This is a genomic window from Roseibium sp. Sym1 (genome assembly GCF_027359675.1).
Taxonomy (GTDB): domain Bacteria; phylum Pseudomonadota; class Alphaproteobacteria; order Rhizobiales; family Stappiaceae; genus Roseibium.
Genome location: NZ_CP114786.1, coordinates 1 through 23446, shown reverse-complemented (window position 1 = coordinate 23446; position 23446 = coordinate 1). Strand labels below are relative to the sequence as shown.

Below are 23446 nucleotides of genomic sequence, written 5' to 3'. Positions count from 1 at the left end.
GCATGTCCGATATCAAACGGCTCGACAGTGGCCCGCGCATGAGCCAGGCCGTCATTCATGGTGGTCTGGTCTGGCTTGCCGGCCAGGTCGGCAATCCCGGTGACAGCGTCACGGATCAGACAATAACCATCCTGGAGCGCGTCGAAGCCCTGCTGGAGCGGTCCGGCAGCGACAAGTCGCGCATCTTGCAGGCGACGATCTGGCTCGCTTCGATGGACGATTTTGCGGAAATGAACGCGGTCTGGGATGCCTGGGTCGATCCGGCCAACCCGCCGACGCGCGCCTGCGGCGAAAGCAGGCTGGCAACGCCCGACTACACGGTCGAGATCATCATCGTTGCGGCGGCCGGCTGATCCGGCGGCCCTCATTCGTGCCGACGGAAAACCACGCGCCGCCTCAGGCATCGAGGTTTTCCGCCGCCTCCCTGATCAGGCTGCGGACCCTGGCCGCGTCGGCGAGATCGTGTGACAGCAGCAGGACAAGCTTGGCCATGAACAGCTCCCGCTTGTCGGGAGCGATTGCGTCGAGCTGTTCGGCCATCGTCTCATAGACAGTTTCGAGACCGGCAGGTGTCATCATTCTGCGCCTCCTGCGAGCGAATGGGTCAGCGCCTGCCGGATACCCTCGGGTCTGGCGTCGTACCATCTGGCCGCGATATGCAGGTCGGGACGCACGAGATAGGCGGTTGTCGGTTTGGCCGCCAGCACTTCTGCGGCTTCCGATCCTGGTTGAAGGTCCACATGGGTGATGTCGAGATCCTCAAGAGTGGCCGCGAGGTCTGACCCGAAGGTGATCAGCGTGAAACCGGGGCCAAGCAGGTCGGACAGAAAGCCGTCGCCTGCGCGAGCCTCGGGCAGCGCTGCGCCCGGACTGGGGCCGCCATCGAATTCCGGATCATCGCCGGCGACGATTGGGCTGTCGGCATAGGTATAGGGTGTCATTTGCCGCGGGTTGGCGAGCGCGCCCGCAAACGGGTGGCTGAGTGCCAGGTTCAGTGCGGCATCGCGCATGAGCTGCCATCCGGCCGTCGGCGGGGTCATGAAGCGGGCCGATCTGGAAGCGTTTGTGAAGACATCCAGGGTCGCCCCGCGCCGCTCCGGCGTGTAACTGTCCAGAAGCGCTTCTCCTGCCTTGCCCTGCAGCACCCGCGCCAGTTTCCAGGCGATGTTGTGGGCGTCCGCAAGGCCGTTGTTCAGTCCGCGCACGCCGAAAATCGGAACGATATGGGCGCTGTCGCCGATGAAGAAAACCCGGCCGTCACGATAATCGTCCAATGCCAGCGTGTTCGCCGAATAGACGCTCCACCATTCCAGCTCCCAGGGACCGGAATAGCCGATCTCGTCCAGCACCGCGGCAACGGAGGCCCGGACGGTTTCTTCCCGGACGGCCTCCTTCTCGTCCTCGCCGTCCCGCAGCTGATAGTCGATCCGCCAGATATTGTCCGGCTGCCGGTGCACCAGGATCGTGCCGCCCCGGCGGCAGTCCGGGTCGAACAGGGCGCGGCGGATGGTGGGGTAGTCATGCGCCATCTGCACGTCGGCGATCACGTAGCGGCCTTCGAAGTTCTCGCCCTTCAGGCGCAGGCCGCGCAATCCCCGGATCGTGCTGCGCGCGCCGTCGGCGGCCAGCAGCCAGTCAGCCTTCAGGTGATAGGAACCGAACGGATCTTCCACTGTCAGCGAGACGCCGTCCGCGAGGTCTTCAAGCCCCGTCACCCGGCTTTGCCACCGGGCATCTATCAGCGGTTCGCGCGCCACGGCGTCCCACAGGAACTGCTCGATATATTGCTGCTCGATATTGTACATCGGGCGGAACTTTTCGCGCGGACTGTCCGGCATCCGGAATTCCAGGATCTGCCGGCCGCGGTAGAAACTGCGCCCGGTGGTCCAGCCGAGCGACTTCTCAAGGAAAGGTGCAACGGCACCGAGACGGTCCAGGATGTGATAGCTCTGCCGTGCGACGCAGATGGCGCGGCTGCCGTCGTTGAAGGTGGCCTTGGCATCCAGAAGGACCGAAGGGACCCCCTCGCGCGCCAGGGCCAGTGCCGCCGTCAGGCCGACGGGCCCGGCGCCGACGATGGCAACGGGTACCGGGGCCGACAGCTTCGACCTGTCCGCTGGCGGGTCGAAATGCGGGTAAGTGAAATAGAGCGAGTCCGTATCTGCCCGTCCGGCTGGTCTCATCTGCGTTACCTCCTTATTTTGAAAAAGAGGTTACGCAAAGCTGCGCGGCCCGTCTGTCCCCTTTGTGGGAGGACATGCTATCTGGAGGCATGGGATCCATCGCCTCTCATCTCGATGCCTGCCTGGCACAGCTGGGCAAGGACGCCTTCCTGCCCCTTTTCGCCGATTTCGCCGAGACGCTGGGTGTCGACCAGATCATGGTTTTCTCGATAGAGAGAGACTCGGCAAGGTGCCTGATGTCCCGGCATTTCGGCAACGCCGCCATGGCCGGAAAACTTGCCGCCGAATATCTGGATGGCTGGTACCGGCGGGACCCGCTACTTCCGGAGCTGCTTTCCGCACCTGACAACACGGTGTCCCTGCGCCGGCTCGACGACATCAACGCCGGCATGAACGAGGACTACAGGCGCATCTTCTTCGAAACGCCGGGCATGGCCGCCAAGACCACCGCCCTGGCGGCGGGGGAGAGCCTGCGTCTGTTCGTAAGCCTCTACCAGACGCAAGCGGACGCAGTGCCGGTGGACGCGGATCTTGCCAGGCTGGCCGGACGGCTTGCGCTCCTGCATTTCGAGCGCGCGGAAGAAACGGATATACCTTCGCCGCTTGCCGCGCTCAGCGAACGTGAACAATCCGTTTGCCTCGGCATCCTGTCCGGCCGCAAGGCGGAGGCCATCGCCGCCGATCTGGGTGTGGCCACTTCCACGGCGATCACCTATCGCAAGCGGGCCTATGCCAAGCTCGGGGTGACCTCGCGGGCGGGCCTGTTCGCGATTTGCGGGAAGTAGCATCGCTTCTGGATCACAATGATCATTGCGCGAATTGTTGCCTGTACTGTTCAAGGGTCGGATCGCCCGGATTTGCCAGCAAGGCCTTCTGCAGGGAAAGCTGAGCGCCGGCAATGTCCCGGATCGCCAGCTTGATGCGCACCTGCATGACCCAGGCGTTGACCATCTGCGGATCCAGCCTTGTGACTTCCTCGAAAGCGGCGACGGCAGCCTGCGCGTTGCGCATGACCAGGGCTGTCCCGCCGAGCACAAGATGGATTTCGGGAAAGTCGGCCTTGTTGGCCAGCGACTGCTGCCATTCGCCGGTCGCCCTGGCTGCCGCCTGCGACAGCGCGTCCGGCATGTGGGAAATCCTGGCAGTGGCCACCAGGCGGGCTGCCGCGAGCCTGACAGCCTTGGCGGGATCGCTCAAGGCAGGGCTTATCCGTTGTATTCTTTCCGGCGTCGGTGCGTGCTGCTGCAAGGCGACGGCTGCGGCCCGCACCAGGGGATCCGGATCCTGAATGAGCGCGGCCGCGTCTCCGGCGAGAGCGGGCGTGGCGGAGGGCAGAAGCAGTTCCAGCGCAGACGCGCGCACGATACCCGGCAGGGACGTCTGTTGTGCGATCGCCAGCAGATCGTCGGACCTCACTCCGGTGTTCTGCCGCGCTTCGGCAAGGACCTCGCCGAAGTGAGATCCCCGGTGCGGGCTGTCCGGGAAGCGCTTCTCGAGTTCGGCCTCCGCCCAGGAGGCGGATTTGTCCGCGTGGCAGTCGTTGCAGGCGTTCGGCGTGTCGAGCCTTGCCGAAAGATCCGGGCGCGGCACGCGGAAGGAATGATCGCGCCGCCCGTCGATGCCCATATAGGTCCGCTCGATCATGTGACAGGACTTGCACTCGGCACCGGCCGTGCCGGTCTCGTGGAAATGGTGGGACGGGTTGTCATAAGGCTTCTTTGACAGGGTTGGAAACGCGTCGTTGCCGGCCGGGGAATGGCACTGGGTGCAAATGGCGTTGCCTTCCGCCTTGAGCTGACCGCTGTGTGGCTCGTGGCAATTCGTGCAGCGCACGCCTTTCGCATACATTTTCGACTGCAGGAACGAGCCGTAGACATAGACCTCGTCCTGGATCTGGCCGTCGGCGTGATAGAGCCCGTTGCGCAACAGGGAGAGCCGGTAGGCATCGTGAAAGGGCGTTCCAGGCAACGGATTGCCGTCCTCGAACGCTTCGCGCCTGGAATGACAGCCGGCGCATTGCTGGATTTCGGTCTCGGGAAGCGCTTTTGTGAAGCCGATCAGGAGACCGCTCTCGCCCGTGCCGGGAAAAGGACTAGCCGCGTAGGTTTCCCTGTCCCGGGCCCAGGCCACATGCGCCTCGCCGGGACCGTGACAGGCCTCGCAGCCGACACCGATTTCCGCCTGCCTGCTGGAATAATTCCGTTCTCTCTGGCTGTAATTCTTCTGAAATCCGGTCGCATGGCATTCGGCGCAGCGGGCGTTCCAGTTCTTGTAGGGACCCGACCAGTGCAACCCGTCCGACGGTTTCAGCTCCTGGTCCGGGTAAAGGTGATACCAGCGCTTTTCTTCCTGGTCCCAGACCACGTCAAAGGACTGGATCCGGCCGGGTTCGGTCTCGACCAGGTATTGCTGCAGCGGCGCGATGCCGGCGACACCGATGACCTTGAAGGTCCTGGATCCGTCCGGCGCGTCCTCCGTTTCGATGAAATAATCGCCGTTCTCGGTAAAGAACCGCGTGGTGCGGCCGCGGGCGGTGAAGTCCGCGTTGCCGAAGTCGCCGTCCACCGTGTCCGGCCCCGGCTCCATCCAGGCCTGTGCGTGGTGGGAGGTTTTCCAGGCGGCTGTTTCGTTTACATGGCAGCCGGAACAGGTTGCGGTTCCCACGTAGTCGGGACTGCTGGTCCCGGTGGAGGGGGCTTGCGCTACGGCGATGCCTGCCCAAAGGCAAAGAAGGGCGGGGAGCAGGCATCTGGGCAACAGCATGTGGCGTGTCCGGTTGGTAAGCGGTCGATGGGGACGTGGCTTTCGAGAGCTTATTCGTTGGGAAAGACCTGCTTCCAGTCCTTTTTCATGCTGATGATGTGCCAGCCTTCCTTGGAAGCGTCATCCAGCCCCTTGTCCAGCTTGCCGAAATGGGTGTCCCGGTCATAGGCATATTCCCTGTCGGCGTCATCGTGATGAACGAACATGCCAAGCCGTTTGCCGTCGCCCGCGGTCGAGTACTCGATCATCTGGTAGTCACCGTCGGAATTGCCGAAGGCGGCGAGGGGGCGCTTGCCGATATGGGTGAGGATGCCGACCGGCTTGCCTTCCTTGTCGTCGATGAAGGCGATCCTGGCGGAGCGCTGCAGGGTCGGGACCCCGTCGATGACCTTGTAGTCCGTCTGGATGGACGAGCCGACGACCTGTTCCGGCGGGATGCCGTAGATCTCTTCTGTCCAGGGGCGCATGAACTCGATGCCGCCGCCGGACACGATGAAGGTCTTGAAGCCGTTTGCCCGGAGATAGGCCAAAAGCTCGAGCATCGGCTGGTAGACGAGATCGGTGTAGGGCTTGTCGAACGTCGGGTGTTTGGCCGTTGCGATCCACTCGCTGACGATTTTTTCGAATTCTGCTGCACTCATGCCGGCATGGGTGGCGCCGACGATTTCCATCAGCCCCTTTTCGCCGGCCTCGCCGAGGGTTTCAAGGTCATTGTCCAGAACCGCCTTGAACGGTTGGGTGGTCTTCCATTCCGGATGGTCCGGGGCCATCGCCTTGACCCTGTCGAGGGCGAAGGCGAGCTGGGTGTACATCGGGTGCTCGACCCAGAGCGTGCCGTCATTGTCGAAGGTCGCGATGCGATCGCCGGGAGCCACATAGTCTGCCCCGCCTTCCGTGGTGACGGCTTCGACGAATTCGACAATGGCCTGCTTGCTGGCACCGTCGTTCCAGGAGGGCAGCGGGTCCGATTGGGCAACCGCGAGGGAGCTTAGGAACACAAGTGCTGTGATAGCGGCTCCAAGCCGGTGGGCAAAAGTCATGGAACGCATGGCACAGGCCTTTCGCGTCTTGGCTTCAGGGCTGTCCGTCCCGCACCTGTTCGGGACGAACCATTCGCTCGACGTACCCAATGCAACCTCACCATTTCCCGGATGGTTCGTCATTTGGTCAAGCGGGCTGTCGAGGCCTCCATGTCCAAGCCGGGAAAGGGCAGGGCGGTCGGAACAGGTGAGGCAGAGACCATCCGCTTGCCATCAAGGACAGTCGAGCGTCGTCGATGTGCCTTCGGACATTGCATCACATTCGTCGGGTGGCCCGTCCGGTCCCTGATTGGCGACGACCAGATCCGTGCCCGGTGCGGCGCTGCCGTCTTCCAGGCCGGCCCCCGATGAATTGTTCGATTGGCATCCCCCCAGGGTGAAAAGTGCTAGCAAAAGTGTAGGAAATGCATGTTTGACGATCATTTTCATTGCCGAAAACCTTTCGCAGACCGTGCACGGACAAATGCGGTTTCTGAACAAACAAGGGTTGAAGTTTCAGGTTGGCACACTTCAATAATCATGATTTTCCCGGACGCTGCAATAGTCGGTATGCGGCCGGTCAGGTTTCATTCGCAATTGGACAGGCCGCAAGCCGGTTGACATCCCATCCTGCCGCGCGGCAGCCCGCCTCAGTCCCCCGCCACGAAATAATGCAGCGTGCCGTCCGGGCCGATGCCGAGGCGGTAGAATTTCCAGGCGCCGAAGGCCTGCGCAAGGTTGACGGTGTTCGACCCGTCTACTGCGAAAAGTATTTTCGAAGGTAACGTTTCTTCCCATGCGGTTGGCTGATGATGGAACTTTCGTGGTGGAATGCCTTAGCCCGCTCAATGAAACAGTGATTTCGAATCTTCGGCGATTTCGAAATCTGGTGCCTGTCAGCAGTCAAAGGGGACGAAGAACAGTCGCTGTAAGCAGGTGTCTTGAGGCGGGCCGTAGGTTGTCGGGCTGGCAGCGTCGGCGGTTCGCTTCTCTGGTGTGAAAACGCCTCAAAGCCCACCATGGCTTGTACCGTCGGGCATTATAGGCTTCACTCAAAGAATTAATCCGGCTTCGCAGGGGGCAGCTGCCAAGCGTGTTTCAGGCTGATTTTTTAGACGGCTCCGAGATCTGCGCGAGGGCCGTTCATGGATTGAATATTTATGATGAGCAGCGACCCAACCAATCGCCATAAGGACAACTTGAAGAATATTACCGAGGAACTACGCTACTGGCCGTACACCATCCATCAGATAGACGATACGCTCGACAGCACGCTGATAGAGGGCCGCGCCAAGCAGCTCCTGTTCCAGGCGCTGAATTCACGTTCGCTGACGGCATTTATCGGCTCGGGCATCTCAGCGGCTTATGGCCGGATGGACTGGAACACCTGGAAGGATGCGCAACTCGAATATGTCCGGGATCTGTCGAAGTCTTTCCTTGAGGTCGCCAATTTCTCGATAAAACATATCGATGAACTTACCGAGATTGATACCGAACTGACGGATTGCGAAAACACGAAAACGGCCGTTCGCCTGTCTCAAAGATGGCTGCGGCACCGCCGCCAGATCATCACGCGCGCGCGGTGGGATATAGAAAACCTTAAACGCACATTTGACGCCGCCAACAGCAAGAACGGGAACTTCCCTGGTGGCGAAGATCTCCCCATCCTGTTCGAGATCGGCAAGAAACTGCATGATCTCCTGGTGCGCCACAGGCACCTTTTTGAAGGTGAAGACGATTTTTTGGGGAACTCAAAAAAAACAAGGCACAGGAAGCCAAAGCTGTTTTTCGGCACCAGAGTTTGCGCGTCTGAAGGAGCGCCTCTGGCTGAACTGGCACAGTGCTTTGATTTTGCCATTGCACAAAAAAAGATAGATGCGAAGTTAAAAAAAACCTTCATTGAATTCCGCAATGCGCTTGCCGCATACAGCAGCAAGGCGAGCCGTCCGGAGGCGGGCTACGATTTCGATCAACTCGCCAAAAACCTGTTGGTGGACGAGTGCGCTCACGCGGAGAGCCTGCTTCTGTCCGGGTTTGAGTGCGACCAGGGATCGGGTCGGCACAGCGTCGCCAAACAAACAGACGTGAGAACCGAAAAGCTTCGGAAAACTGTTTCTTACACCAATGAAAACAACCTCAAGCGTGACATTGACGGAATTCGTGAAAACAAGAACCGTTACAAGGTGTTGACACCTTTCAAGATTGAACGGCTGCTAAATCTTATACACCGTACCGAAAGCCGCGTTCCGGAAAACTGGAAGAAATTGCTGAAAACGGTTGAAACGAACCTTGACGAAGAAAAGGACAGTTCGGCGCCGCTGGAAACCAGGCGAGTGTTCCTCACCCCGACGTCGCGGTTTCTGGTTCCGGTCATCTACAAGCTGCTGGAGCGGCCATTCGACTCATTTGACGAAGAACAAGACCTGCACCCGCCGGGTTCCTCTGATTTCACATCCCGGCGGTCGATTATGGCCCGGCGGTTTGATCCGCTTGAAAAGGTCAGTGAACGGCTCCGGATCAGCCGGTATCTGACAACCAATTACGATTTCGAGATTGAGCGCCTGTTTCAGGACAAGGGCTACCGGCGGTTTGATCCCCACAAGGCGTCGGTCGACAACGTCGATGATCCGGCGTCGGATCCGAAGAGTTTCCGGACCGACGGTCTGGGCGGCGTCATGCACGACATGACGTTCAAGAGCAGCACCGCAACGGACCTTGTCGCGTTTTCGGCCGGTGGCACAGGTGCGGACGTGTCGGTGTTCCATCTTCACGGCCGGGCGACGGAAACCGACGACATCGTCGCGACCGAACGCGACTATATGGATCTCTATTTACGCAACGATCCGGACAGGGCAGTCGTCGACGAGAGCATTCTGATGGCTTTCGCGGCTACGCCGATCCTGTTTCTCGGCCTCGGCATGGAGGAATCGGATGTTTTACGCCCGCTCCGGCAGTTCATGTCGGATCAGGATCGGTCGGTCGGCTACCGCTCGATCGTGCTTCTGCCCGGAAGCAAGGATTTCGAATCCCGGGCCAAAATGGCGGCCGGGCTCTACCTGCGTTACGGCGCTCACACGATCTTTTACGGCGGCGGCGAAATCGACGTGCCTGCCGAAGGCGGCGAAAAACGTTCAACGCCGCAATCCATCGATTGGTTGCATCGCATGAGTTTGCTGATCAGCACGCTTTCGGAGGCGGCAGACGAACGCCTGGAACTTTTCAAAAAGGACGTGGGAGAGCTGAACGAAAGTGAGATTGCGGATCGGGCAAAGGCCATCATCGACCTGAAGACCCTGCGGGAGAAGGTCGGCAAGCTGGGCAATGACCTCCTGTTACATGAGCAGAAGGAAAAAGATACCTATGCCCTGCCTATCCTTCTCGGGAGGACGCAGGAGGATTTTCGCGACGAGAATTTGGGGAAAATCGAACTTAATGAACTCACGCTCAGGAGTTGTTCCTACACGAGCTACCGGCACCAGAATATCGAGCAAAGCAGTGCCCACCGCCGCATTGACATCGACGGTGAAAAGTACACAGGATTTTATGTTGAGCTTCTGACCCACCTGATGCGATTGGCCCTTGGCGAAAAAATTCGGGATGGAGATCTGGAGCGCATGCGGCGTAGCCTCAATGCGCTCAAAACGGCTCTCAACGGTGTCAAGGGTGCCTTGCTGACTGCAAACCTCAACGCGGCGCTTGATGGCCTTGAGCAGGAATGGCACGCGTGGTGGCAGGATTGGCAGGCCAGACCGCCCGAACGAGAGCCGCGATTCGAAAAGCTGCCCGCACCTGCGGCATTGCCCAAATTTGACAAACGCCAGATCCCGGCAGATCCGCTCGTGGCTGAAGAAGAACAGCGCGCGGCGTTCGTGCTGCCGCGGCGCGTGGTCCGCCACCGGGTTGAAAGCGTCATAACGGACTTGCGAAAGTGCGGCGGGCTGACGGCGCCCGAGCCTGATATAGCTCACGATGAGCAGGCCGCGTTTTCCAAAAAGTTTCTGACCGGCGTACGTGTGTTCGACAAGTTCATTTACGACATCGCCGTATTCAGCCGTTCGCCCGCGGTTGCACGCGGGCGGCTGGTTCATACGGTGGCGGCGGAAAGAGGCCAGGGAAAAGGCATTTTCTTTTCCACTCTCAGCACCTTGCTGGGTCTCTCAAGTTATATCCAGGCAGCGCATAACCCGTCCTTTTGGGGCAAGGGACAAGCGAAGTCGAAACCGCCCTGTTTCACGTCCTGCATTTACATCAATCTCAGCTTCGCAACCGAAATTGCGTCGGTCTTTGACATGCTGGTACGGGAGTTGAAGATTGCGGTCGCCCACCTGGAAATCGCCATCTGCGACAAATACCGCTTCACGGTGTCCAGCAACCCGGCCCGGCAGTTCGAAGACTTCTTGAACGGCCGGTTGGAAGTGTCACCGAAATGCCCCGATTTTCAAGACGCGGTCACGGAACATATACGTAAAAAAATCGAGCCTCGGATTGACAAGCTTCAGCGAACGGAAAAATTCCGCAACCTGATGAGGCGATACAAGCTTGCGGCGGACAAATTCGCGCAGCGCAACAAATTCGGGCTGGAGGTCCGCCCGCGCCTTCTCTTCTGCATCAACGCGGTGGAACTGCTCTTCGACGATCTTAAGCGGCCAAAAAACCTCGAAATCCTGGACTATCTGGAGTTCTTCTCCTCAAAGGAAGCGGCGGTTATGCCGTTCGATCTCATCGCCATTGGCGCGCTCGACCAGATGGGGGCCTTTTGGAAGGATGATGAGCGTTTGGAGCGCATAAGCTGCGTTCCGGACAGACTCGCCGAGGACGAACGGGCTCTTGCCTGGAAGAAGGCAAGCGACCGGAAAATACAATATTGCGAGAACCGCCCGTCGAATTTGTTGAATGCAGTCAACCATGTTCACTTTGCCCGGGACATCGATCCGCTCCAGTTTCTGGTCGACAATTTTCCGATCTTGGCCCTGGCCCTCCTGGTGTCCCGCAAGTCGCGCTCGCAGCGCAATCAGGTCTTGTCCGATGACCTTAACGACACAATACGGCACGCCTATGAAACGCTCTGGAAGACGAGAGACAGGCTTTGGAAAGGTGATATGCCTCCCGACGTCAGTGAGGCCTATCTGAAGTCCCGTCAGGAATTCCATGTCGCCGTTGCCGAGGCTTTTCGAGCGAAGGCGGGTGATCTCTGGGCAATGTCTATCTCAGAGACGATTGACACGGAAAACTATCATAACTTTCAGGGCGAACTCTCAGAAATAGCAAAGCCCGAGGGCGACTCCGAGGACGACCGCGACTGGACGGATCTCAAGCAATTGCTCGCCGGAAACAGATTCTGTCTGACGATCCTGCTGGCGGCCGCGGAACACCTAATTTTTTTGAGCCAGAAATTTGTAGACGGCGGTACCGCCGCCGATCGGCTGCTCAAGAACGTGGTCACCGATCTGCGCAATACGAGTGTCAGCCAACGCGAGAATGTCGTCCTTCAGGCCGTGATGTCGGTTTACCGCCGGACATCGATCATTGGTGATCCGGACAATGATCGCGAACTGCACATGCTCTTGTTGCGGAATGTCAGCGTTCTGGGGTGTCCGGTCAGCCCGAATGTGCTGGTTCGGCTTCCCGATATCCGCGACTATTTCAACAAGGTGCAATTCGACGGACGGTTGAGCCGCCGGCGGATGGTCGCCCGCGCCCTGGCAGCCCTCAGTGAACGTGGCCTGATCTTTCGCCTGAGCCCGCATCCCAAACTGTTGTGGCTTGATCGTGAATCAAGGTTGCCTGAGATCGGCGTACCACCAGCGATTTACGACTGGCTCAGCAAGCTGAAAGAGGAAATCCCTCAACCCGAAATGCTCAATTTCCCGAGTGACTGGTATGGAAGGGTGTCGGCACGCTCTCAAGCGCCCATGCCGTCCGAGGTTCGCGCTTGGTTGGTAATAAATGACTTTGTGAACAAGGCCAACACGCCTGATGAGGTCTGCGATTGGCTCGAGGAAGTGGAAGCCCTTCCTGTTCCCGAAATGCCTGACGAGGTTCGGGAAAAACTCCGGAAATCCTTCGACGAGTGGCCTGCTGAACGCGAATGCCGCTACGCCCTGCATCGGCAGATCCAGGGCTATTGCTTCGAGCGATTGGGTCATTTGACCGCGCCGCCGATATCAGCGAACAGTTTTTCACCAACACTCTTTGCGTCTATGCCTTCACGCGTTGTGCGGTTGTCCGCGGAAGGCTACCTGTTTCTCAGGCGTCTGTTGCTGGGTCTGAGCCAGTACCCGGATATCCGGCACGAGGACGCCGCCCGGGCCATGCCGATCTTCAACGACGACGACGTCGTGACTCGGGTTCAGGCGCTGCGTGCCGGCCTGTCGCTAGCGCGGACCTGCTTTTCCATCGCCGCCGTATCCCGGTTTGACGATGAATCGACCGGCATCGATTTCATTCGCAAGCGCGGATACTTCGAGACATATCGTGTTCGATTGCGGTGGATCCTGCGCAAGGCATGGGAGGTACACGAGCCGCGTAGCGACAACGACAACGACATCGAGGCCGAGACCTACGGCACCGGGCCGGACAAATACCGCGTCAACGCGCTCTATCTCGACGAGATTGTCTGGCTCTATAATGAGGTCGCGGTGACATGCCTGGTCCAGGGCGCGTTGATCGAGGCAATTGGCCATCAACGCCAGGCGATCTTTCTCAATCGGCAGATCGAGGGGCTGGCGGATAGCGGACGCATGCACAACATGCTTTCGCTCAATCTTGCCATCATTCAGATAGAACGGGGGCGTCTGAAAAGCGCCGAGAAACGCTTGCGCACCATTCTGGACAGCGAACCCGAACCCTTCAAACGCGTCGGGTGGCTGGCCAAAGGTTATCTGGCGGTTCTCGAGCAACTTCAGGGCCGCCGGAAGGAAGCCAGACAAACCCTCAAGGAGGTTGTTGGTTTTCTCGAAAAGGACAATGAAGACCGCGCGCTGGCAATCATGATCGAGCACCTCGCCCTGATCGTCGCGCATGACGATGCCAAGGAAGCCAGGAAGCACTTGTTGCGCGCGCGTGACTATGCCGAAAAAGGCGGGCATGAAGACGTTCGCCACCGAATTCTGGTCAGCGAAGTCTGGGTGTCCCAGACATATGAAGATGAACCTTGGAAGCAGATGCTCTCCGACCGGGTCAAGCTGCGCGAGGCTCAGCACTATGCGGACATGATGGGGCTGTACTCGCTCAAGGTGGACACGCTGCATGCCCAGGGCATGATGCTTTTGGCGGCGGGCGATTTTTCCAGTTCAGGGCGCTTGATGACGAAGGCTATGGCGATTGCGCGGCGGAACGACATGACCCTGAGGCTCAACACCATCATGACGGATTATGCGCACGTCCTGCTTGCCCGCCGCAGGGTTGCGTCCGCGAAGCGCCTCCTGATGTCGGCGCTGACCATGGCAAAGCGCAACGGTCACAGCGTTGAGGTCGTGCGCATCCGCGATGTGCAGGACGAGGCGGAACGTCAAAGCGTGGAGGATTGAGACGGTCTGCCAGAGCGGGAGTGGCTAAGGTCATGGGACATGATGCGCGCGCTGGCCCCGCGATGAAGGCTAAAGATGCGGACAGGGGACGAAGTGGTCCTTCGGACCCGTCAGCTCCGGCTGGGAAGAGCGCGCTTCCGGTGGTCCCGGCAGTTTTCTCCGCCTCAGTCCCCCGCCACGAAATAATGCAGCGTGCCGTCCGGGCCGATGCCGAGGCGGTAGAAATTCCAGGCGCCGAAGGCCTGCATCTCGGCAAAGTCGCCGGCGGTGACGATGCGGTAGAGCTCGACCTTCTGGTCCGGGGTCAGGCCGTCCATCGGATAGCGGGCGAAATAGGGCCAGACATACATTTCCTGGGGCGTGCCGGCATCCACATGCACGAAGCCCGCATCCAGGATGTCGGCAAGGATCGCGAGGATCTCGTAGCCTTCGCCGTCGCCGGAGCTTTGGCGGATGAAGTCGATCGGGTCGCCAACCTCGCCGAAGGACAGGGTGGGCGGCATCTCGTTGCTTTCCAGCACCATGCGCAGCCGCTTCAGGTCACCGTTGAGGGCAGCTTCCTTAAGCTGGGCATGCATGCGCGCGACCGGTTTCGGCAGCACCGCGGTGTTGTAAAGCACCTGTGGCCGGTCCTGCGTCTGCAGCGCCGGAGGTGTTTCCGCAGCATCCGTCACGGGAAGAACCGTCTCCTCGTCCGGAAGAACGGGGCTTTCCTGCACAGGCGTGACCGGGATGGTTTCGATTTCAACCGTCTTGGCCGTCCCCGCCGCTGGCAGGAGACACGCAATCGCGATTGCGGCAGCACCTATCCGTCCCATCAAGACATTCTCCAGACTTGCGCCCCCTCGCGCTGGGTCTTTCCTTAAACAATTCATGGGAAGGTGAAAACAGCCGCCGGGAGAATTTCTCGTTCTTGTCAGGAAACCTCCGGGCCGCTATCGAATGGCGGATGCCCACTTCAAGGATTTCAGTGGCCCGGCGCCTGTTGAAATGGCGGTTTTGACAGGGCCGGCGAGAAGGACCCGTTGTGACATTTCTTGAATATGTGCTGATCGGATATGTCGTGGGCATTCTCACCACGGCGCCTGTCGGCCCGGTGAACATCATGGCCATACAGCATGCGGTGCGCGGCGGCTTCCGCCAGGGTGTCTATGTGGGCCTCGGGGCTGTCGTCGCCGACACGATCTACGCAGCCGTCGCGATTTTCGGCGTGTCAGCGGTGACAACGTTTGTCGAAGGCCAGTTCGACCTGATCGAGATCGTCGGCGGCGCCCTGCTGATCGTCTTCGGCATCAAGATCTGGAACACCCATCCCCACCTGACATCGGACGGCAACGGCCGGGACCACGGCTTCATCGGTGATGCCACGGCCGCCTTTTTCATGGCCATCACCAATCCGGGCGCGGTGCTGGCCTTCATTGCCATTTTCGGCGGTCTGGGCGAGTTCAGGCCGGCGCATGGCGATCATCTCGGGGCTTTGGTCATGGTGGCGGGGGTTGCCGGCGGTGCGACCAGCTGGTGGGTGATCGTTTCCGCGGCGGTGTCGCACTTCAGGGCGCGGATCGATGACCGTTGGCTGGACCGGGCAAACCACATTGCCGGGTTTCTGCTGACCGCATTCGGGGTGCTGATCTATCTGAAACTGGCGCTGGAACTGCTCCTCTGACCGGCGGCCGCATTCGCAGGACGTTGAATCAAAAAAGGCCGGAAAACCGGCCTTTCACAAGTGTTCCACCGGGTTCCGCCACGCGTCACTGCAGAACGCGGTTCACCGTGTAGTCGCCCTGCAGGATACGGTCCGGAAGGCCTTCTGCCAGCTTGGCGACGGCATCTTCACCATAGGCGGCGACAAGGTCTGCCAGGGCGGTGAACATCGCGGCATGGGCCACGGCATCGGCATCGACGCCGTTGGCAATCGCTTCGGCCCAGGCATCGGAAATGAACCCGAGAGCGGCGCGCCTGATGTCCTCGTCCTCGGCAAATTCCGCTTCCATTGCCGCGTCAGCATAGTCGTCGTTGATCATTCGCTTCCTTACCGGTTCTTCCCGTACGCAAAGGAGACAACCTTCGCGTGTTCCTGCCCCGAATCTTGTTCCATGATCCTAGCACGGCGGACCGCGCTGAAAAGCAACCGTGAACGCAAACTTAACGGCCACCCACAAATTTGATGCAAAAGGTTAACCAACTCGTAACGAATTGAACAATTCTGCAGAAATCATCGGCCGTAGCGGCTGGTGACGTCGGTGATGATGGTCTCGCCTTCGCTCAGATACTGTCCCATTGCGAGACGCGCCGCATCCGTGCACTCTCTGTAAGCAACTGAGAATCCACGATAACCCTGGTTAAATCGCTCGATGAACCGCCGGCGGCGATTCTCGTCGAGCGTTTCGGCATCCAGAAAGTCTTCCATCTGGTCACGCCAGCTCGGGCTGTCCGTCTCCTTGCACAGCGGCCTGAGGAAATGCAGCGCGCCAAAGATCTCCGAGAGGCGCATCAACTGCTGCTCGTAAGGCGGTTCGTCCGATGAAACCTGCTGCGCGGATACAACCTGCGCCGGCCAGATCGAAACAAGTGCCAGGACGGTAACGGCCCGGAGTGCGGCGGATTGCAGACGGCGTTTGCTCATGGGCCGATCATGCTGATCCGCTGCTTCCTCTGCAAGCGCCATGGCAAGGTGATCCCAAGAATTGAGCGTTCGGCCGGCAAGCAAGACATGCCCGGGCTCGATGCCGGAACCAGGAGGCCTTCCGGCCGGCGCGGGGATCAGGCGCGGGCGGTTCCCAGCAGCCGCAGGATCCGCTCCGGTGTTCCCGGCGTTGTCTGCCGATCGGCCAGGTCTTCCGGCCGGACCCAGTCCAGGGCTGCCGCGTCGTCTGCGGCAAGCGGCGTGCCGGACACATAGGCGCCGCAGAAGACCGTCAGGATGAAGTGGGTCGCCACCGTGCCGTCGTCGTCGCGCTGGATGGAATCGAAGGTTTCAACGGGCAGATCGAGCGCGGCCGTCACGCCGGTTTCTTCAAGGAGTTCGCGCATGGCGGCCTCCCGCAGCGTTTCGCCGAGTTCGATCAGCCCGCCCGGCAGGCTCCAATGGTCCTTGTAGGGCGGCTTGCCGCGCTTGATCAAAAGGGCATGCCCGTCCCGGTGACAAAGCACGCTGACGCCGGCGCGCGGCAAATCTGGGTAGAACCTGGACATTCAGGCCTCGGCAGCTGGAATGGGGGCTGTGCGATGGATCGATATTATGCCGGAAGGTTTCAGGCGAAAAGCGCGTCGATTTCCGCCTGAGCGCCTTCGCCCTCGTGCTGGGTTGCTTCCGGTTCGACGTGACCGTGAATGACGGCACCGGCAATGGCGATCAGCGGCTTGATTTCGTGGGTTGCCTTGTCGGCAATGACCGCGGCGACCTCGGCCGGGTTGGCCGCCTGTCGCAACTGATCCTGGATTTCCCCGACAAGTGCGTTGATGCCGGAAACCTGCGCTTCCAGATGCTCCCGCAGGAAATTCGGTGCCGCGTGATAGGCCTGGATGGCGAGGTTCTTGTCCTTGAAGCTCGAATTCTCGAAATGGCCCTCATAGTCCAGAGGAGCCCACTCCAGGACATCTTCGGCACAATCCGGCATGTCTGGCAGCATTTCGAGAAGCATCATGACTTCATTGAAATGATTGAGGTAATCGGTGGCAAGCCCGGTCTGGGGGTTGATGTTTGCCTCCTCCAGCCGATCGGCTGCCAGTTCTCCGGCGCCCAATACTGGATGCAAACATTCCATACCTGTCCCCCTGTTATTGACTCGTCTCCTAAGCTACTTCTTTTTTGTTTCCAATTGCCTAACTTCGCGGAATCCGATGTACGAAATTGGGCCGATCCGAAAGGGAGTGACACGCCATGTGCGGCCGCCTTGCCCTCACGACACCGCCCGACGCCGTGCGCAGCTTTTTCGACTATGTCGACCAGCCGAATTTTCCGCCGCGCTACAACATCGCGCCGACACAGCCGCTCGCGATCGTTCGCCAGACGCTCGACGGTACACGCCGGTTTCACCTGGTGCGCTGGGGGCTGATCCCCGCCTGGGTGAAGGATCCGTCGAGCTTCACGCTTCTGATCAATGCCCGTGCGGAGACCGCCTCCCAGAAACCGTCCTTTCGCACGGCCATGCGCCACCATCGCTGTCTCGTGCCTGCCTCCGGATTCTACGAGTGGCGGCGTACACCCGAGGGCAAGCAGCCGTTCTGGATCCGGCCACGGGAGGGCGACCTCATGGGATTGGCCGGCTTGTGGGAGACCTGGTCGGACCCGGATGGCGGTGACATGGACACCGGTGCGATCCTGACGATTGAATCGAACAGGATGATGTCCGCGATCCATCATCGCATGCCGGTGATCCTGAAGCCGGAAAATTTCGGGACCTGGCTGGATGTCGCCAATGTCGACCGGCGGGAGGCGGAAAAGCTGCTGGTCCCCGTAGAAGACGACTTCCTTGTGGCCTCTCCGGTCTCGACCCGTGTCAACAAGGTTGCCAATGACGATCCGGACGTGCAGCGGGAAATCTCCGAGGACGAGATGGCGGTGCCGCTCAAGAAGGTCGGTGACGCCGGCAAGACCCGGGAAACGGCGGCAAAGGACAACCAGCTCGATCTGTTCTAGGCTGCCGTGACAGTTGTCAGGCGGCGCTGCCAATCCCAGAAAACCCTGAATTGTCACCATGGCGAATGCCGTGCCGGATCAGATTTGGCGTGCAAATCATCGTTTGCCACTGTAGGGCAGGGGCATAACCGCCGGGACACGACCATGATCGAAGACGACAAGCATCCCCCAAAGCACGAACGGGAGCACGGGCACGAGGACGAGACGGAAGACGATGCCCTGGCCGAGGCCTATAACCGGGGTCTGGAGCTGCAGAAAGCCGGTGACCTGAAGGGCGCCGAGGTGGCTTTTCGCGAGGTGCTTGCGCTCGACCCGGACGATACGGGGGGAGCCAGCATCCGACTTGCAGCGATCGGGGCGGAGCAAGCCCCGGAGAAAATGCCCGATGCCTATGTCGCGACCCTGTTCGACCAGCATGCCGATGTGTTTGACGATATCCTTGTCGACGAGCTCGGCTATTGCGTGCCGCTGTTGCTGCGCGACATGATCCGGCACCTGGAGATCGGTCCGTTCAGCCGGTTTCTGGACCTGGGCTGCGGCACAGGCCTGACCGGCATGGCGCTCGCCGACTGCACGGTGCATCGCACGGGTGTCGACCTGTCGGAACGGATCGTGGAGCATGCCTATGACCGGGAGGTTTATGACGATCTTTATCTCGGTGAAGCGGTCGAATTCCTGACGGAATTCGAGGAAGACGATGGCACGCGGCCCTGTTGGGATCTTGTCGCGGCGACGGATGTCTTTCCGTATCTCGGTGCCGTCGAACCGCTGCTGGCGGGCGCGGTGGAGCGGCTCAATCCGAGAGGCTATCTCGCCTTTTCAACCGAGACCCTGCCCGAGGAGACACTGGGCGGGCGCTCCTACATGGTTGGACCGAACAATCGTTTTGCGCAAGGCGAGGGCTATATCCGCTCGGCACTCGATGCCGCCGGTTTCGATATTCTGGCCATGGATCCCATCACGGTGCGCCTGGAAGCCGGCGACCCGGTCCCGGGTCACCTGGTGATGGCGCAATTGCGCTGACCGTGTCTCCGGATCAGTTGACGAAATAGAACTCGCGCCTGAGGGCGGAGTTGTGCCAGGGCGACTGGGAGCCCCCGGTGGCGGCGTAGACATCCGCCTTGACGCGTTTCATCATGATCTCGATTTCCAGTCCGGGTGTCTCGATGTGTTTCAGGAGCGCGGTCGTGAACGGGCTGTTGTCGCCGTCACCATCCAGCGCGACCTCGCCGGGCGCCGTCGCGAAACCGATCAGGACGTTGCCGCCACCGGCCTCCGGGGCCGCAAGGCCCCTCCCGACAAATCCGCTCCGGCTGGTGCCCAGGCCGCGGAACCGGCGGGCAAGGGGATTGTCCCGGCAGGCATCCAGAAGCGCAATCGACAGGCGGCCGGGCGCGTTCATGTAGCTGAGGATGGTGCCGAGTTCGATGGTTTCGAAGTCGACGGCCGTGGCGTCCTCGAGCTTGGCGTCGACCGGGATCAGATAGTTCTTGCCACCCATCTGCATGGCATGACCGGCGTAGAAGAACAGGACCACGTCGGCATCCCGGCTAGCCCGCACAAAAGAGCGGACCGTGGCTTCCATGGCCACCTTGTCCTGGTCAAGTCCGTTGATGACCTCGAAGCCAAGCCGTTTCAGGGTTGCCGTCAGGCGGGAAGCGTCGTTTTTCGGGTTGGGCAGCAGTGGCGCATGCCGATAAGCCGAATTGCCCATGACAAGGGCAACCCGTTTGCCTTCCGGCAGGGTTGAAAGATCCGGCAGATCGGGTGCGCTTTCCGAAGGCGGTTCGGCGGATTGCGTCTCGTTCGGCCCGTCGGCCGACGCGGAAGGTCCGATGATCGGGACGTCGCCGGCGGAAGGTCGCTCGCCGTTTGTCCTTGAGGTGGCGGCCTGAAGATAGCGGCCGTAGGCCCAGCCGCGCATGCCGTTGCCCAGTTCCACCTCGATCCAGGCACCCTGTTGCGCCAGCATCGTCACCTCTGTGCCTTCCAGGAGACGCGCGATTTCCGTGTTCGCCGTGCCCGCGCCTGAGCGAAGCGCAAGAAAGGTGTCGCCGCTGGCGCTCAGGTCGCCAACCACACCCGCTCTCGGGGGCGAGATCGCCCGGCTGCTGACGCTCGGTGCGGGAGTGGTGGGAGGTGCGACCGTTGGCGGCGTGCCCGTGGACGGAACGGAGGCAATGTATCTGCTGTAGGCCCAGCCCGTGCGGCCGCCCCGCATCGCCACGTTCATCCAGGAGCCCTGCCGTCCCAGAACGGTCAGCGGTGTATTCGGCCCCATGCGGGCGATTTCCTGGTAACGCGAGCCCGGGCCGGTGCGCAGCGACAGATAGTTGTCTCCACCGGGATTGAGACCTGTCACATAGGCCTGGGCGGCCGGTCTGGAGCCGCCGGCCTGTCCGCCGGTGTCTCCGCGGATCGCGGTCGCGGAGAAGAGCGATTGCGACGCCCCGCCGGTAACCCCTGTCGCCGACCAGACGGCATATTGAAAACGCTGGCCGTCATGGATGTAGCTGTCGCCTGGGATGGCACCGCTGGCAACCAGTCTGTTCTTGTAGGCATTGCCGCCCGGCTGGCGCATCCAGCCGAGCGTGACGGCGTACCAGCCGTTGTTTGACTGAAACACCGTGGTCTGCGGGAACCGGCCGGCGAAACCGCGTGCGACCGAGATCGCCGTGTTCGCGTCCGCACGGCTCGCCACGACCAGCCAGCCGCTGTTTCCGCCGGGTTTCACCGCTGCGACGGCCTGGCTCACAGCCGAAAGCGCAAGGAAACACAGCACAAGGACCAGCACTACGGCGCGTACAGTGCCGTTTTCTGCTTTTGTAATTTGTTCGCTCATTCCCTTGACCTTTCCAGCGGACGCGGCCGTTCGACGAAGTATGCCACGGCACGCGCCAGATGAAACAGGGGAAGAGGCGCATGTCTGTCAAGCAGCCGCCCGGCGCGGGGCCCGGGCGGCGTTGGGTCGAGCGAAGGCAAGGCCTGAAACGGATCGCCGAAAGGGGCGATCAGTCGATCCGCTGCATACGCAGGTAGGGTTCTTTGTCGGACGTTCGTTTGACCGCGACCCCGTCCGCGTGGATGAGGCAGGTCACCCGGCTTCGGTAGGCGGAGAAGCTGTCGAACGTGACCACGTCCACCGCGTTGTCGAATTGCAGTGTGACTCGGTACTGTCCGGACGCGCCGATCCTTGCCAGGGCGAGGATTTCACCCTTGAAGGACTGTTTCATGTAGGTGCCGGAGACCCGGTCGCCGACGGCGAAGACCATCTGGTTCGGCCGGGACGCGGTCGCGCAGGCGGTGTTCCAGTCCTTGAAGCCGTATTGGGCCGACAGGAGTTCAAGGGCCTGACTGTGGCTGAGCTCCTGTCCTTTCGCGGCAAGCGCGGCCTTGAGCCGCTTGGCCTGGGACTTGAGCTGGGCAACGCTGGGAAGCGTCATGGTTTTACCTTTCCAAGAAAGGCAGGCGGTCGGGTGGATGCCCGTCATGGGGCCCGCATTACCATCATGCCTGCACTGTCTCGTGAAGGTCGATCAGGTCCGCGGGATGTCCCGCGGGAAGGAATTCACCATGGGCATTGCCCGCGGGCGGCCGGCTCCCTCGAACCGCGGACAGGCTTACGCCCGGCACGCGTTTCTGTCAACGCGGCAAAAAGAAAGCCGCGCGAGGCGGCTTCAAGGAGAGGGAGGTTAAGATGAAACACCCGGCGGCTGCCACCGCCTGATGCAAGCCGCGTCTTGTCGAGCGCGGTGGTGATTGCTCCATATGGGGGAGAGCAATCGCGGCAGCGGGCGTACCCGTTGCCGCAGGTTGCCGGGGGGAGGGGTGTCCCCGGGGAAATGGTCAGGCGTGGACCAGCCGTTTGAGAAGTTCAACTTCCTGGGCAAGGCTCTTGTCCTTGCTGACCATGTCATCGATCTTGCGGACCGCGTGCAGCACCGTGGTGTGGTCGCGGTTGCCGAAGCGTCTGCCGATTTCAGGCAGGGACCGTCCGGTCATCACCTTGGCGATATACATCGCGATCTGCCGCGGGCGGACCAGGGTCCGGGCCCGGCAGGACGACAGAAGGTCGGCCTTGGTCACGCTGAAATGCTTGCAGACAACCTGCTGGATTTCCTCGACCTTGATCGAGCGCGGTTCACCGATGCGCACCAGGTCGTGAAGCGTTTTCTCGGCCAGGTCCATCGTGACGGGCTGTTTGGTCAACTGGTTGTGGGCGAACAGCCGGTTGAGGGCGCCTTCCAGATCGCGTGCCGAGGAAATGACATAGCGGGCGATATAGTCCGCAACTTCCTCCGGCACGGAAAATCCCGGATGGGTGCGGCGGGCGGCCGAAACGCGCTTCTTGAGAATGTCGTGCCGAAGCGCGTAGTCCGTGGCCTGGATGCCGACGACCTCGCCTTTCTGGATACGCTGGCGCAGCCCGGTGCCGAGCGTGTCGAGCTCTTCCGGAGACCGGTCGGCGGCCATGATGATCTGCGACGGAGCTTCCATCAGCATCTCGAGGGATTTGGCGAACTCGTCCTGACCCTGCTTGCCGTGAAGGAATTGCAGGTCGTCCACCAGGAGAAGATCGATGGAGCGCATCGCCTGGCGCAGGACCGGGAAGGCCGGCGTGCGCAAAGCGGGGACCAGGTGGTACATGAAGAATTCTGCCGAGAGATAGGCAACCTGGCGCCCGGTCTTGCGGGCTTCCAGGGCCGCGGCCTGCAGCAGATGGGTCTTGCCGATGCCGGTGGCCGAATGGATATAAAGCATATCCAGCGTGCCTTCGTGGCCGGCGGCCATCTGGCGCACCGCGGCGCAGGCAAGGCTGTTCGACGCGCCTTCCGCAAAGGTGTCGAAGGTCAGTTTCGGGTTCAGGGCAGCGCCGTTCAGAAAATCCGCCGCGGCGTCCTCTCCAGTGTCCGCAAGACACGGAATGACGGATGCACCGGCGGTGGAACCGAATTGTGGGGTGCTGCTGAACGGGCCGGGCCGGCCGCTGATCCGCCGCGCGGTAATTGCCTTCGGGGCATGACCTGCATTGAGTTGACGGGGCCGCAACGCGCCGCGAACGGTCAGTTCGATACGGTTGATATCGTCCTGCTCGCGTTTCCACAGGCCAACGAGCTGTTTCTCGTAATGGCTCTTGATCCAGTTTTTCAGAAAACGGGTGGGAACGGACAGGCGGACTGCATCGCCTGTGGTTTCCTCATGATTGACTCTGCCGAACCAGTTGGAAAATACGTCGTCACCGAGTTCGCTTCTCAGTTCCTTTTTGACACGGTCCCATTGATCCGAACCGGCTAAGTTCTGAACCTGCAT

Annotated in this window: 19 protein-coding genes; 6 read left to right on the top strand and 13 right to left on the bottom strand. The window is 60.8% G+C overall.

All coding sequences use genetic code 11. From position 1 onward, the window contains the following. Positions 1–2 precede the first annotated feature (2 nt). Complete coding sequence (locus O6760_RS00095; RefSeq protein WP_269583460.1) at positions 3–353, top strand: RidA family protein; 351 nt, start codon at positions 3–5, stop codon at positions 351–353. Positions 354–396: 43 nt separating this feature from the next. Here O6760_RS00095 and O6760_RS00090 read toward each other — a convergent pair whose 3' ends face one another. After that, positions 397–579, bottom strand: coding sequence for a hypothetical protein (locus O6760_RS00090; RefSeq protein ID WP_269583459.1), 183 nt, complete (start codon positions 577–579; stop codon positions 397–399). After that, positions 576–2183, bottom strand: a complete 1608-nt coding sequence (locus tag O6760_RS00085) for an FAD-dependent monooxygenase (protein ID WP_269583458.1) — start codon at positions 2181–2183, stop codon at positions 576–578. The genes O6760_RS00090 and O6760_RS00085 overlap by 4 nt, the downstream gene beginning before the upstream one ends. Positions 2184–2257: 74 nt before the next feature. Here O6760_RS00085 and O6760_RS00080 point away from each other — a divergent pair, with 74 nt between their 5' ends. Further along, positions 2258–2968: a helix-turn-helix transcriptional regulator gene (locus O6760_RS00080; protein WP_269583457.1), complete on the top strand. Its 711-nt coding sequence runs from the start codon at positions 2258–2260 to the stop codon at positions 2966–2968. 22 nt (positions 2969–2990) lie between these two features. Here O6760_RS00080 and O6760_RS00075 read toward each other — a convergent pair whose 3' ends face one another. The 3 genes from O6760_RS00075 to O6760_RS00065 form a co-directional block, all read right to left on the bottom strand. Then, positions 2991–4946, bottom strand: a complete 1956-nt coding sequence (locus O6760_RS00075; protein WP_269583456.1) for a multiheme c-type cytochrome — start codon at positions 4944–4946, stop codon at positions 2991–2993. A gap of 50 nt (positions 4947–4996) precedes the next feature. Beyond that, the gene (locus O6760_RS00070) at positions 4997–5986 is read right to left on the bottom strand and encodes an HAD family hydrolase (RefSeq protein WP_269586387.1); all 990 of its coding nucleotides are present in this window, start codon (positions 5984–5986) and stop codon (positions 4997–4999) included. A gap of 213 nt (positions 5987–6199) precedes the next feature. Next, positions 6200–6415: a hypothetical protein gene (locus O6760_RS00065; protein WP_269583455.1), complete on the bottom strand. Its 216-nt coding sequence runs from the start codon at positions 6413–6415 to the stop codon at positions 6200–6202. Between the two features lie 710 nt (positions 6416–7125). Here O6760_RS00065 and O6760_RS00060 point away from each other — a divergent pair. Continuing rightward, positions 7126–13494, top strand: a complete 6369-nt coding sequence (locus O6760_RS00060; protein ID WP_269583454.1) for an SIR2 family protein — start codon at positions 7126–7128, stop codon at positions 13492–13494. 164 nt (positions 13495–13658) lie between these two features. Here O6760_RS00060 and O6760_RS00055 read toward each other — a convergent pair whose 3' ends face one another. After that, the gene (locus O6760_RS00055; protein ID WP_269583453.1) at positions 13659–14312 is read right to left on the bottom strand and encodes a hypothetical protein; all 654 of its coding nucleotides are present in this window, start codon (positions 14310–14312) and stop codon (positions 13659–13661) included. Between the two features lie 209 nt (positions 14313–14521). Between O6760_RS00055 and O6760_RS00050 the strand changes: the two genes are divergently transcribed. Beyond that, the gene (locus O6760_RS00050; RefSeq protein ID WP_269583452.1) at positions 14522–15160 is read left to right on the top strand and encodes a LysE family translocator; all 639 of its coding nucleotides are present in this window, start codon (positions 14522–14524) and stop codon (positions 15158–15160) included. Between the two features lie 85 nt (positions 15161–15245). Here the strand turns inward: O6760_RS00050 and O6760_RS00045 are convergent, their stop codons facing one another. From O6760_RS00045 to O6760_RS00030, 4 genes are all read right to left on the bottom strand, one after another. Further along, positions 15246–15518: a hypothetical protein gene (locus tag O6760_RS00045; RefSeq protein ID WP_006933467.1), complete on the bottom strand. Its 273-nt coding sequence runs from the start codon at positions 15516–15518 to the stop codon at positions 15246–15248. A gap of 191 nt (positions 15519–15709) precedes the next feature. Beyond that, positions 15710–16162, bottom strand: coding sequence for a TIGR02301 family protein (locus O6760_RS00040; protein ID WP_269583451.1), 453 nt, complete (start codon positions 16160–16162; stop codon positions 15710–15712). A gap of 95 nt (positions 16163–16257) precedes the next feature. Further along, on the bottom strand, positions 16258–16689 hold the full coding sequence (locus tag O6760_RS00035; protein WP_269583450.1) for an NUDIX hydrolase: 432 nt from the start codon (positions 16687–16689) through the stop codon (positions 16258–16260). Between the two features lie 59 nt (positions 16690–16748). Next, positions 16749–17261: a hypothetical protein gene (locus O6760_RS00030; protein WP_269583449.1), complete on the bottom strand. Its 513-nt coding sequence runs from the start codon at positions 17259–17261 to the stop codon at positions 16749–16751. A gap of 116 nt (positions 17262–17377) precedes the next feature. Between O6760_RS00030 and O6760_RS00025 the strand changes: the two genes are divergently transcribed. Beyond that, a complete protein-coding gene (locus O6760_RS00025) occupies positions 17378–18136 on the top strand; it encodes an SOS response-associated peptidase (protein ID WP_269583448.1) in 759 nt (252 codons plus the stop codon). 144 nt (positions 18137–18280) lie between these two features. After that, a complete protein-coding gene (locus tag O6760_RS00020) occupies positions 18281–19159 on the top strand; it encodes a methyltransferase (RefSeq protein WP_269583447.1) in 879 nt (292 codons plus the stop codon). 13 nt (positions 19160–19172) lie between these two features. On the opposite strand, the gene O6760_RS00015 is transcribed toward O6760_RS00020, so the two are convergent. The 3 genes from O6760_RS00015 to dnaA form a co-directional block, all read right to left on the bottom strand. Beyond that, a complete protein-coding gene (locus O6760_RS00015) occupies positions 19173–20978 on the bottom strand; it encodes a caspase family protein (RefSeq protein ID WP_269583446.1) in 1806 nt (601 codons plus the stop codon). A 169-nt stretch (positions 20979–21147) separates the two neighbouring features. Further along, positions 21148–21579, bottom strand: coding sequence for a glyoxalase superfamily protein (locus tag O6760_RS00010; protein WP_269583445.1), 432 nt, complete (start codon positions 21577–21579; stop codon positions 21148–21150). A gap of 403 nt (positions 21580–21982) precedes the next feature. Then, positions 21983–23446 carry a chromosomal replication initiator protein DnaA gene (gene dnaA, locus O6760_RS00005; RefSeq protein WP_269583444.1) on the bottom strand — a complete coding sequence of 488 codons (1464 nt, stop codon included), beginning with the start codon at positions 23444–23446 and terminating at the stop codon, positions 21983–21985.